Raw genomic sequence first — 12,222 nt, forward strand, 5'->3', positions numbered from 1 at the left:
GCGAAACACGTGTCAACTGATGTTCATCATGGCTGCACCGGGTTACCTAGAACGGCGTAACGCACGCCACCCGATCAGGTGTTTTCTCACCGGCCATGGCGCCGTTCGGAAAAGTGTCGACATCGCTTCGGCGGTACCCGGAAGGTCTTCGCGACCGGTGGTGAAGGCCCGCTGGAGCCCGATGGGCAGCGTGAAGAAGTGATCGAAGAACACCGGGACCAGTTCGGGTGGCATCCCGCACAGCGCCCGCAGCCCGTGCCGCCGCAATCCGTGCACGGCGCGGGCCGAAGCGGGCCACAGCGCCCGGTGAGCGGCCGACGCGGCCTCGGCGGGTCCCCGGTCCCAGGCCTCGGCGATGGCGTCGGCGACCGGTTCCGCGAGCCGCACCGAGGTCGCCACGCTGTACCCGGTCGCCGGATGCACCAGACCGGCGGCGGCCCCGAACGGCACCGTCCGCCCGCGCCGGGGCACCGGCACGTCGAGCACGATGCGCACGCGTTCCTCGCGCCCCCGTGACGTCAGCCCGGCAGCCGTCAGGCGGGCACGCAGCCGCGCCGCGAGGAGCTCCAGCGGCAGGCCGGGCCTGCGTGCCAGCGAGGTCTCCTCGACCAGGACGGTGCCGTCGCCGAGCGGCAGCACGTACAGGAAGCCTTGTTCGCTGCCGCGCCAGTCCATGAACACGGCGGTGTCCGGGCTGTCGACCAGCCGCAGCGCGTCCTCGGCGGGGAGGACGGCGCCGAAAGCCGTCTGTTCGTACCGGTTTCCCCGTGGCCGGGCGCCGGAGGCGTCGACGTACAGGCCTGCCGCGAGAACCCGTCCGTCCTCGAGCCGCACCGACGAGCCCAGCCGTCCGTGGTCGACGCCGGCCACCGTCCCGGTGAAGACGTCGTAGCCGCCGTCCAGCCACGCTCGCAGACCGGCGTTGTCCACGACGAGGTACTGCCTGTCGAGGACGTGCGGTCCGGTTCCGAAAGCGAGTGTCCTCGACGGAGCGCAGGCGACGGCGCTCTCGGGCAGCGACGGCAGTTCGTCGGCCCACAGCCCGTAGGTCGCCCGCCAGCGCCTGCCCGGCGCCGGGTCGATCAGGATCGTCGACAGGCCTCGCCGCGCGCAGGCACGCGCCAGCGCCCGCCCGGCCGGGCCGCCGCCCGCGATCACCACGTCCGCCACCTGGGCATCTCATCATGCCGTCGCGACGGATACGGTGTGACGCATGGAACAGACGGACCCGAGGGCGTGGCGGCGTGATCCGGAGAGCGAAAACGCCGGGTTCACCGACCTCGCCACGAGCCCGTTCCGGATCGACCGGGACCGGATCGCCGCGTCGCCGTTCTTCGCCCGCCTCGGCGGGGTGACCCAGGTGGTCAGCGCCGGCGGCTCCGGGCTGCTGCACAACCGGCTCACGCACAGCCTCAAGGTCGCGCAGGTCGCGCGCGCGATCGCCGAGCGGATCAACGCGAGCAGCGATTCCGCCGAACTCGCCGCGAAACTGGGCGGCTGCGATCCGGACGTCGCCGAGGCGGCCGCGCTCGCGCACGATCTGGGGCATCCGCCGTTCGGGCATCTGGGGGAGCAGACCCTCGACCGGATCGCCCGGCACCGCTTCGGCCTCGCCGACGGATTCGAAGGCAACGCGCAGTCGTTCCGGATCATCACCACGACCGACGTCCGCGGCCCGTCCGCCTCCGGGCTCGACCTCACCACGGCGGTGCGCGCCGCGGTGCTGAAGTACCCGTGGGCGCGGCTGCACGTGCCCGATCCGCATCCGACGTCGATGGACGTCCAGCCGCGCGGCGCGGCCGAACCCGCCGACGCCCCCGGCACCGGCGCGAGCAAGTTCTCCGCCTACAGCACCGAACTCGACGACTTCGCCCAGGCGCGGGCGCCGTTCGACGGCCGGATCGAACCCTGGCAGCAGACCGTCGAGGCGTCCGTGATGGACACCGCCGACGACATCGCCTACGCCATCCACGATCTTCAGGACTTCCACCGGATCGGCGTTCTGCAGCACGCGCCGGTCGCGGCCGAGTTCACCGGCTGGGTGGACCACGCGCTGGACCTGGCCGGGCTCGACGACGCGACCTTGATCGCCGAACGGCGGCTTCCCGGCCGTTCGCTGGAACGGCTGCGCCGCCGGATGCACGCCAAGGACGGCTGGATCGTCGACGACGACGCCTTCACCAGTGCCGTCGCCCGTGTCCGCGCCGAACTCGTCGACGGCCTGCTCGCGACCGGATTCGACGGTTCCATCGAGGCCGAACAGGTCACCGCGGCCTTCTCCTCGAAGTGGACCGCGCGGCTCGTCGACGGCGTGCAGGTCGTGCCGTCGCCCTCGACCCGGACAGGGCACCTCACGCTGCGGCCCGCGCAGTGGCACGAGGTGCAGGTCCTGAAATTCGTGCACCGGCGGTTCGTGCTGCTGCGCCCGGAACTGGCCCTGCACCAGCGCGGACAGGCGAGCCTGGTGACCACGCTGGTCGACGCGCTCGACGCCTGGCTGCTCGACCGCGACGAGTTCTACCGGCTCCCGCGACGACTGCACGATCTGGTGGAACTGGCGCGTTCGGAGTTCAACGACCTCGCGCGGAGGTCGCCGGAGCTGCTCATCGGAGCGACCGGGGAACCGGTCACCGGCGCCGACGCCGTGCGCGGGCTCGCGCGCGGCCGGGCGGTGGTCGACTTCGTGGCGTCGCTGACGGACAAGCAGGCGGTGACCCTTTTGGACGGCTTGTCCGGTCGCGCTTCGCAGCCGTGGTCGGACTCGTTCGTCCTTTGAGGCCGGTGCCCCAGCACACCGTGACCATACGATTACGCTGATCGGCCTACCTTCTGCGGCCAAAAACGGAAAATCCCCATCTGACGTCACTCGAACGGCCTCTGCCGACGGTGCACGCGCGGTACTTAGCTTGATCCAGCCGGTGATCGCCGGCATTGGTCAGCGTGAGTCGGGGCACGCGCCTAGGAATCGGAGGCGCACGTGCGTCCAACCCGTTCTAGCAGGAGAAGAAGAACGATCCTGACCGCAGGCACCGCGGCGCTCGTCACCGCGCTCGGCCTGGTCGGCCCGCCCGTCTCGGCGGCGGAAACCGCCCAATCCCCGGACGCGTTCTCGGAGAACACCGTCCGGCAGATCGAGGCCCTGCAGTCGATCAAGAAGGGACAGCAGACCGGCGAGTCCAAAGTGGACAGCCGACTGCTCGTCGAACAGAAACTCCGCGCTCAGCGCATGTCGGCCTCCGCGGTTCCCGCACTGGGGTCTGGGGCGAATGTCTCCGCGGCCGGCACCGTGCTCGTGGACATCCGGGGCCAGGTCTCCGAAGGACTCCTGAAGAGCTTGCGTGAATCCGGTGCGGGGATTCGCGCGGTTTCCGAGCATTACGGCAGCATCCGCGCCGAAGTGCCGCTGAACGCGGTCGCGGCGATCGCGGGCCGCGAGGACGTCAAGAAGGTCGAAACCGCCAACGAGGCGTTCACCGCCCGCCAGCTCGCCGAGCCCTCCGCCGCGGGCAACCAGGCGAAGCGGGAAAGCAAGGAAGAGAAGGCCGCCCGGATCGCGGACGAGCTGAAGAAGGCCGTCGAGGCCAAGGGCCAGGTCGGCATCGCCGCCGGGCCGATCAACAGCGAAGGCGACCGCGCGCACAACGCCGACACCGCGCGCCAGCAGTTCGGCGTCACCGGCGTGGGCACCAAGATCTGCGCGCTGTCCGACGGCATCGACTCGCTCGCGACCTCGCAGGCGCGCGGCGAACTCCCGGCGGGCGTCGATGTGATCCCCGGCCAGGAGGGTGACGGCGACGAGGGCACCGCGATGCTCGAGATCATCCACGATCTCGCGCCGAACGCGTCGCTCGGTTTCGCCAGCGCGTTCAACTCCGACGCCAGTTTCGCCGACAACATCCGCAAACTGCGCTTCGACGCGCACTGCGACGTGATCGTCGACGACGTCCTGTACTTCAAGGAATCGCCGTTCCAGGACTGGATCATCGCCCAGGCCGTGAACGACGTGACCGCCAACGGCGCGCTGTACTTCTCCTCGGCCGGTAACGAGGGCAACGTCGCCGACGGCACCTCGGGCCACTGGGAAGGCGACTTCGTCGACTCCGGCAAGGGCGTCGGCAAGTTCGCCGGTACCGCGCACAACTTCGCCGGTGCCGCGGGCAACCAGATCTTCCAGCCGATTTCGAGCGCGTCGCCCGCGGTGCCGGTCACGCTGTTCTGGTCGGACCCGCTGGGCCGCTCGAACAACGACTACGACCTGTACCTGCTGAACGCGGCGGGCAACGTCGTCGACTTCAGCCAGGACGTCCAGACCGGGACCCAGGACGCCTACGAGCGGGTGGACACCCCCGCGGGCGGCGGTGCCGGGCTGCGGCTGGCCATCGTCAAGTTCTCCGGTGAGGGCCGCTACCTGTCGCTGTCCGCGCTGCGCGGTCGCTTCTCCGACTCGGCCGACGGCCTGAAGGCCTACACCAAGCCCGGCGTGACCGTGGGCCACTCGGCGGCGCGGGACGCGTTCAGCGTCGCGGCGGCCCCGGCGGCCAAGGCGTTCCCGCGTGCCCTCGAACCGGGCGACCCGGCCAACCCGGCCGGCCCGTTCCCCGGTGCCTTCGGCGCGACCACCAAGGTCGAACGGTTCACTTCGGACGGTCCGCGGCGGATATTCTACCAGGCCGACGGCACGCCGATCACCCCCGGCAACGTGTCCGGGACCGGTGGTGAGGTCCGCGCCAAGCCGGACATCACCGCGGCCGACGGCGTCTCCACCAGCGTCACCGGCTTCACCACGTTCTACGGCACGTCGGCCGCCGCGCCGCACGCCGCCGCGATCGCGGGCCTGGTGCTCTCGGGCAACCCCGGGCTGCCCCCGGCCGACGTGCGCGAGGCGCTGATCAACACCGCCGTCGACATCCTGGCCCCGGGCCGAGACCCCTCCAGCGGCGCGGGCGTCATCCTCGCCGACAAGGTGCTCGCGTACACCGGTGCCAGCCCGCAGCCGCTCGCGACCGCGGGCCAGCCGACGGTCACCCCGGCCGACGGCGGTTCCGCGCTCGACCCGGGCGACACCGCCAAGGTGACCCTGCCGGTGACCAACCGCGGTGACGGTGTCGCGTCGTCGACCAGCGTCGTGCTCAGCAGCCCGACCCCCGGTGTCACGGTGGCGCCGCGGTCGAAGTCGTACGGCACGATCAGCCCCGGCCAGACCGGCGTGAACGACTTCACCATCACCGTTCCCGCCACGCAGGAACTGGGTGTGCCGGTGGTGCTGAACGCGCGCGTGACGTTCGCGGGTTCGTTCTCGCCGACCACGTCGACGTTCTCGCTGCCGGTCGGCACGCCGTCGCCGGTGACGCGGGACTTCGCCTACGCCGGTGACGCGGTGGCGATCCCGGACAGCGATCCGACCGGCGCGACCGTGCCGATCACGGTGAGCGGTGTCGGGCGCGCGTCGAAGCTGACGTTCTCGATCGACGGAGCCACGTGCAACACCGACCAGACCTCGGCCACAGTGGGCATCAACCACTCGTACGTCGGTGACCTGGTCGGCACGCTGACCGCGCCCTCGGGCGCCAAGGCGACCGTGTTCCAGCGAGGCGGCGCCGGGGGCAACAACCTCTGCCAGGTCGTCTTCGCCGACACCGCGGCCGCTCTGTTCAGCTCGGTGTCCGCGGCGAACGCCCCGTTCACCGGCACCTACAAGCCGGTTCAGCCGCTCGGCGGCCTGACCACCGGTACGGCGGCCGACGGTGTCTGGAAGTTCACCGCGGTGGACGTCGCCGGTGGCGACACCGGGTCGATCCGCTCGATTTCCTTGCACCTCAACGGTTACGTTCAGCCCGGGGTGGCTGAGCGGCCCGCGGGCGTCGGGAAGTCGGTCGGCAAGGGGCCGGTGAAGCCGGTCTAGCCTTCACGGACCCGTCACCCGGCCCAGTAAGTACGTGAAGGACCCCTTCCTTGCGCCTAAGTACAGGAAGGGGTCCTTCACGTAAAGCGTCGGCGTGACGGCCAGGTGGCCACTTACGACAGCCGCGCATGACTGCCGATCCGACCCCGAGCCACGTAGTTTGGACCCATGGCGAAGGAGCGGCAGGTGGCGGGCGGGGGCCGGGCGGTCGAAGTCGCCCCAGATCGCCTCGAGGGCTGGTACGCCCGCTTCGCCGTCCGCAACGAAGGCGTCCGCGAGACTGAACTGAGCCCCGACACCGTCACAGTCACCGCGCACAACGGCGTCGTCGCCGTCGCGACCGTCCCTTTCGGACCGTTGGAGGCCGCGGGGACCGTGACCGGACTGGCCGTCGGACCGTTCGTCGACCACGCCTTGATCTCGCGGAGGATCGCGCTCCTGCTGGTGCGGCGCGGCGGTCACAGTGTCGGGATCACGCGCGGGGGAGTGGTCGTCCAGTCCAGGACGGATCGCCATCTCGTCCAGGGCCGGTCCGCGGCGGGCGGCTGGTCGCAACAGCGATTCGCGCGACGCCGGGAAGGGCAGGCGCGCGTCGCACTCCGGTCCGCCGCCGAGGACGCCTGCGAAGTGCTCGTGCCTCAACTGTCCGAAGTGGACGCCGTCGTTCTCGGCGGTGACCGGCGGGCGCTGGAAACACTGCGTGAGGACCGGCGGCTGGCGCCGTTGTTCCAGCGTGCGGAACCCCGCGTTCTCGACATCGCCGAACCGCGCCGGACGGTGCTCGACGACGCGGCCGAGCGGGCCGTCGCGGTGGAGATCACGCTGCACGGGCCGTGACGTCGGGCACGGTCGGATAAATCCGCTCGACACCGGCCCGTACACTGATCGCGTGGACATCCTCTTGGAGTGAGCTCCTCGCCTGCCCATCGGCAGGCGAGTCGAAGCTGTCCACTCATCCACCCCCTTTTACCGGGAGTTCCCGTGATCACGGCCTCTGGCCTGCAGCTGCGCGCCGGCTCGCGCATTCTGCTCGACGAAACCAACGTCCGCATCCAGCAGGGCGACCGGATCGGCCTGGTCGGCCGCAACGGCGCCGGCAAGACCACCTCGCTCAAGGTGCTGGCGGGGGAGGGCGAGCCGCACGCCGGCGAGGTCCGCCGCAGCAGTGAGCTCGGCTACCTGCCGCAGGATCCGCGTGAAGGCGACCTGTCCGTCACCGCGAAGGACCGCGTGCTCTCCGCCCGCGGCCTCGACTCGTTGATGCGCAACATGGAAAAGGCGCAGACCGCGATGTCGGAGCTGGTGGACGACAAGGAGCGCGACAAGGCGATCAACCGCTACAGCCGTCTCGAAGAGCGGTTCGCCTCACTCGGTGGGTACGCCGCCGAGAGCGAGGCAGCGCGGATCTGCTCCAACCTCGGCCTCGCCGACCGCGTGCTCGCGCAGACGCTGCAGACCCTCTCGGGTGGACAGCGTCGCCGCGTGGAGCTGGCCCGGATCCTGTTCGCCGCGGCCGAGGCGGGCGCCGGCGGCAAGTCCGAGACGATCCTGCTGCTCGACGAGCCCACCAACCACCTCGACGCCGACTCCATCAACTGGCTGCGCGGGTTCCTGAAGCAGCACGACGGCGGTCTCGTGGTGATCAGCCACGACGTCGAACTGCTCGGCGACGTGGTCAACAAGGTGTGGTTCCTCGACGCGACCCGCGGCGAGCTGGACCTGTACAACATGGGCTGGCAGCGCTACCTCGACGCGCGGGCCACCGACGAGAAGCGCCGCCGCCGCGAGCGTGCGAACGCCGAGAAGAAGGCGGCCACGCTGCAGCAGCAGGCCGCGAAACTCGGTGCGAAGGCGACGAAAGCGGTGGCCGCCAAGAACATGGCCCGCCGCGCCGAGCAGATGCTGTCCGCGCTCGACGAGACCCGCCAGGCCGACAAGGTCGCCCGGATCAAGTTCCCCGAGCCCGCGCCGTGCGGCCGGACCCCGCTCACCGCGGAGGGGCTTTCGAAGTCCTACGGTTCGCTCGAGATCTTCACCGGAGTCGACCTCGCCATCGACCGCGGTTCGAAGGTCGTCGTACTCGGATTGAACGGTGCCGGAAAGACGACTTTGCTCCGGCTGCTCGGCGGAATGGAAACTCCGGATACCGGCGAGACCATTCCGGGTCACGGATTGCGTTTGGGCTATTACGCACAGGAACATGAAACGCTCGACCACGACGCTTCCGTGTGGGAAAATATCCGTCACCTCGCGCCGGACACCGGAGCGCAAGAGCTGCGGAACCTTCTCGGATCGTTCCTCTTCACCGGCGAGCAGCTCGATCAGACCGCCGGCACGCTCTCCGGCGGTGAGAAGACGCGGCTCGCGCTCGCCGGTCTGGTGTCCAGCGCTGCCAACGTTTTGCTGCTCGACGAGCCGACGAACAACCTCGATCCGGCCAGCCGTGCCCAGGTCCTGGACGCTTTGCGCAGCTTCGCCGGGGCCGTCGTCCTGGTGACGCACGACCCGGGCGCGGTCGAGGCGCTGGAGCCGGAACGCGTGATCCTGCTGCCGGACGGAACCGAGGACCATTGGTCCGCCGATTATCTGGAACTTGTCCAGCTTGCGTGAGCTCTGCGTCCGTTCGGGTGCTTGATCGATGCCATCCGGCCACTGAAATGGCCCAATGTGATCGCGGTTTCAGCAGTTTTGCGCTCGTCGTCTGGCATTCCGGCGCTCAGTGTTCGATCATTGCGGCGACAGGGGCCGCTATGTGGCCCAGAACACTCTCGGCGGGAAGGCGATCGACGTGGCTGATCTCAAGAAAGGCGCGCGGATCACCGGCAACACGCGTGACAAGCTGGCCGCTGACCTGAAGAAGAAATACGAGAAGGGCTCGAGCATCCGCGCCCTCGCGGAGTCCACGGGTCGCTCGTACGGGTTCGTGCACCGGGTTCTCTCGGAATCCGGCGTCCAGCTGCGTGGTCGTGGTGGTGCCACCAGGGTCAAGAAGAAGTAGTCACGAAGAAGTAGCGGACTGCTGCGCGGGGGGCGCAGTTCCCTTACCCGGGACCGCTGTTTCGGAGGATTCACTGGCGGCGAAGGCCAGCCTGGCACCGAGCAGGACCAGCGGATACACCAGGTAGCCGTACCTCGTCGCCGGGGTGAGCAGGATCAGCGCGCCGAGTCCGACGGCCATGCGCAACAGCGCGTCCGAGCCGGTCGTGGGAGGTCGGCGGATCAGCCAGATCAGGATCGCGACGGCCGCGATCCCGAGCAGGGCGAAGGAAATCGCCGTGCCGACAAGGCCGAGTGAGGCGATGAGGCGCCCGGGCAACGGGCTCGCCGCGGGTGACTCGACCACGCCCATTCCCAGTGGGAACCGGAAGACGTGCTCGACGAACGCCTTCGGGTCCACGAGGTAGACCGGCAAGTGCAGGACCAGGGTCGTCACCACGAGTGCCGCGGCGAATCCGCCCAGTGCGCGAGGACCACGCCGCGTGAGCAGCAGGACACCCAGCACGACCACCGCGGGCGCGACGATGAGTTTCGCGCTGATCACCAGCGCCAGCACGAGACCCGACAGGACCGCGCGTCCGCTCGTGGCCAGCGCGAAGGACAGCACCAGCAGGCCTACGATGGCCAGGTCCGGGCCCGCCACGGCCCAGGTCAGCGCGGTCAGCGGGCAGGCCAGGGCGAGTTGTGCGGCGCTCACCGGGATTGCCGGCCACTTCAGCAGTCGCAGCGTCAGCAGTACACATGCGACGGCCACCAGCGCGAACATCCAGCGTGCGTCGGTCAGGGCGTCGGCCACCGGCCCTCCACCGAACAACGCGCGTGGCAGGCCGAAGACGGTCATCACCGGACCGTATGGTGTGTAATCGTTTACTTCCGCCGCGCGACCGAGAGCGGTCACGTCGACGTACGGGGTTCCGTTCTCCAGAAGGAGTTTCGCCGACCGCTCGATCACCCAGACCTCGGGCTGGGCGGCCCACGAGACCGGCGTGATGAGCCAGTCCACTCCGGTCAGACGGCGAATGACGAGCATTCCCAAGGGAAGGATCATCGCGAACAGCCCGATGGCCCCGATACCTACCCACCGAGAGCCGAGTGCGCCGGGCGGCCGCTTGCCGCGGCGGGCGGCGATCATCAGCCAGCTGGTGTGGACCACCGCGAGGCCGTAACCTGCGACAGCGAAATTGGCCCACACGCGGTACCCGTAGAACTCCGCGAGGGCCGTGTTCAGCCCGGCGAAGATCAGGCAGCCGGCGTAGAAGACCAAGTCGATGGTCAGCTGTCGCGAGTCCTTGGTCACCGGCTCAGGCTACCGACGAGGCCATGCCCGCCGAAAAGAGGACGCGGAAACCGGGAAGCATCCGGTGTTCTTCGGTGTTGGTGCTGGTTATATCCGGGAAAAATCTCGACCAATGTCGAGGTTTGGTGGGGGCGAGGAGAGAGAATCATGGACAACACCTGGACGCTGATGAACTCGGCGATGAAGTCGGCCGACGTTCCGAAGGGGCTGCACAAGGGGACGCTCCGCCGCGTCGCGAGGTTCGCCAGGCCGCACTGGCGGAGGTTGCTGATATTCCTGGCACTCACCATCGTCTCGGCGGTGCTGGCGGTGAGCACGCCGGTGCTGGCCGGGAAGGTGGTCGACGCGATCGTCGGCGGCCACGACGTCTCGCTGGTGGTGTGGCTGGCCGTGGTGATCGCCGCGCTGGCGTTGATCGACGCAGGGCTCGGGCTGGTGGAACGGGCGCAGTCGTCGAGGATCGGCGAAGGGATCATCCTCGACCTGCGGGTCGCGGTGTACCGGCACGTGCAGCGGATGCCTGTCGCGTTCTTCACGCGCACTCGCACCGGAGCGCTGGTGAGCAGGCTCAACAACGACGTCATCGGCGCGCAGCGCACGTTCACCGCGACACTGTCCGGTTTGGTCACCAACGTGATCCAGCTGGTGCTGTCGCTGGTGGTCATGATGACGCTGTCCTGGCAGGTCACCCTGCTGGCGCTGGTGCTGCTGCCGGTGTTCATCCTGCCCACGCGGCGGCTCGGCCGGAAGATGGCCGGACTGCAGCGGGAGGCCGGGCAGCTCAACGCGTCGATGACCACGCAGATGACCGAACGGTTCTCCGCGCCGGGCGCCACACTGGTGAAGCTCTTCGGCGACCCGGGACGGGAAGTCGGCGACTTCGGCGCGCGGGCCGGGCGGGTGCGCGATATCGGAGTGCGGACTGCGATGCTGACGCGCTGGTTCCTGACCAGCCTGACCACGGTCTCCGCGCTGGCGCAGGCCCTGGTCTACGGGCTGGGCGGCTACCTCGCGCTGACCGGGGCGCTCGCGCCCGGCACCGTCGTGGCGCTGGCGTTGCTGCTGACCAGGCTGTACTCGCCACTGACCGCACTGGCGAACGTCCGGGTGGACGTGATGACCGCGCTGGTGTCGTTCGAGCGGGTCTTCGAGGTGCTCGACCTCAAGCCGATGATCGAAGAGAAGCCCGAGCCGCGTCGCGTGCCCGACGGCCCGGTGTCGGTGGAGTTCTCCGACGTCCGGTTCGGCTACCCCGCGGCGGACCGGTACTCGCTGGCGTCGCTGGAGGACGTGTCCACTTTGGATCACCGGGGCGGTGACGAGGTGCTGCACGGCATCACCTTCCGCGCCGAACCCGGGCAGATGGTGGCGCTGGTCGGTTCTTCCGGCGCGGGCAAGTCGACGATCGCCTCGTTGCTGCCGCGGCTCTACGACGTCGACGCCGGGTCGGTCCGGCTGTCCGATGTGGATGTCCGAGAGCTGAGTTTCGCCTCGCTGCGGGAAACCGTCGGTGTGGTGACCCAGGACGGGCACCTCTTCCACGAGACGATCCGGGCGAACCTCGAGTACGCGCGGCCCGGTGTCACCGACGAGGAGATCTGGTCGGCGCTGGACCGTGCCCGGCTGGCCGAGCTGATCCGGGAGCTGCCGGACGGGCTGGAGACCGTCGTGGGGGAGCGGGGCTACCGCCTCTCCGGCGGGGAACGGCAACGGCTGACCATCGCGCGGCTCCTGCTGGCGCAGCCGAGGGTCGTGGTCCTCGACGAGGCGACGGCGCATCTGGACTCGCAGTCCGAGGCGGCCGTCGGCGAGGCGCTGACCGACGCGCTGGACGGGCGGACCGCGCTGGTCATCGCGCACCGGCTGTCGACGGTGCGGGCGGCGGACCAGATCCTGGTGATCGAGCACGGGGAGATCGTCGAGCGGGGGACGCACGAGGAGCTTCTCGCGCGTGAAGGGCGCTACGCGGCGCTGTACCTGACGCAGTTCTCGGAGGAGCCTGCGGCGGCGTGACCGGGTGCTAGGA

The 12,222-nt window shown here is 69.5% G+C and carries 8 protein-coding genes; 6 read left to right on the plus strand and 2 right to left on the minus strand.

Annotated features, from left to right (window positions below; genetic code table 11):
- Positions 1-42: 42 nt before the first annotated feature.
- Positions 43-1,170, minus strand: a complete 1,128-nt coding sequence (locus tag ACLJPX_RS42135; RefSeq protein ID WP_410605763.1) for a lycopene cyclase family protein — start codon at positions 1,168-1,170, stop codon at positions 43-45.
- A gap of 43 nt (positions 1,171-1,213) precedes the next feature.
- On the opposite strand from ACLJPX_RS42135, the gene ACLJPX_RS42140 reads away from it, so the two are divergent.
- The 5 genes from ACLJPX_RS42140 (at position 1,214) to ACLJPX_RS42160 (ending at position 8,900) form a co-directional block, all read left to right on the plus strand.
- Positions 1,214-2,776 (plus strand): deoxyguanosinetriphosphate triphosphohydrolase family protein, encoded by a 1,563-nt coding sequence (locus ACLJPX_RS42140; protein ID WP_410605764.1) that lies wholly within the window; start codon positions 1,214-1,216, stop codon positions 2,774-2,776.
- A gap of 237 nt (positions 2,777-3,013) precedes the next feature.
- On the plus strand, positions 3,014-5,902 hold the full coding sequence (locus tag ACLJPX_RS42145) for a S8 family serine peptidase (protein WP_410605841.1): 2,889 nt from the start codon (positions 3,014-3,016) through the stop codon (positions 5,900-5,902).
- 168 nt (positions 5,903-6,070) lie between these two features.
- The gene (locus ACLJPX_RS42150; protein WP_410605765.1) at positions 6,071-6,739 is read left to right on the plus strand and encodes an acVLRF1 family peptidyl-tRNA hydrolase; all 669 of its coding nucleotides are present in this window, start codon (positions 6,071-6,073) and stop codon (positions 6,737-6,739) included.
- A gap of 144 nt (positions 6,740-6,883) precedes the next feature.
- Entirely contained in the window at positions 6,884-8,512 is a 1,629-nt protein-coding gene (locus ACLJPX_RS42155) for an ABC-F family ATP-binding cassette domain-containing protein (protein WP_410605766.1), read from the plus strand.
- A gap of 178 nt (positions 8,513-8,690) precedes the next feature.
- Entirely contained in the window at positions 8,691-8,900 is a 210-nt protein-coding gene (locus ACLJPX_RS42160; RefSeq protein ID WP_003071237.1) for a helix-turn-helix domain-containing protein, read from the plus strand.
- On the opposite strand, the gene ACLJPX_RS42165 is transcribed toward ACLJPX_RS42160, so the two are convergent.
- A complete protein-coding gene (locus tag ACLJPX_RS42165) occupies positions 8,901-10,196 on the minus strand; it encodes a glycosyltransferase 87 family protein (RefSeq protein ID WP_410605767.1) in 1,296 nt (431 codons plus the stop codon).
- A gap of 147 nt (positions 10,197-10,343) precedes the next feature.
- Between ACLJPX_RS42165 and ACLJPX_RS42170 the strand changes: the two genes are divergently transcribed.
- Positions 10,344-12,209, plus strand: coding sequence for an ABC transporter ATP-binding protein (locus tag ACLJPX_RS42170; RefSeq protein ID WP_410605768.1), 1,866 nt, complete (start codon positions 10,344-10,346; stop codon positions 12,207-12,209).
- Positions 12,210-12,222: the final 13 nt, after the last annotated feature.

Origin of the sequence: Amycolatopsis sp. lyj-90 (genome assembly GCF_046549035.1) — a bacterium.
In the GTDB taxonomy this organism is placed as follows: Bacteria; Actinomycetota; Actinomycetes; order Mycobacteriales; family Pseudonocardiaceae; genus Amycolatopsis.

Excerpts from the sequence above, each read along its gene's own strand:
- ACLJPX_RS42140 (WP_410605764.1), top strand. The coding sequence starts at position 1,214 with ATGGAACAGACGGACCCGAGGGCGTGGCGGCGTGATCCGGAGAGCGAA.
- ACLJPX_RS42150 (WP_410605765.1), top strand. The coding sequence starts at position 6,071 with ATGGCGAAGGAGCGGCAGGTGGCGGGCGGGGGCCGGGCGGTCGAAGTC.
- ACLJPX_RS42170 (WP_410605768.1), top strand. The coding sequence starts at position 10,344 with ATGGACAACACCTGGACGCTGATGAACTCGGCGATGAAGTCGGCCGAC.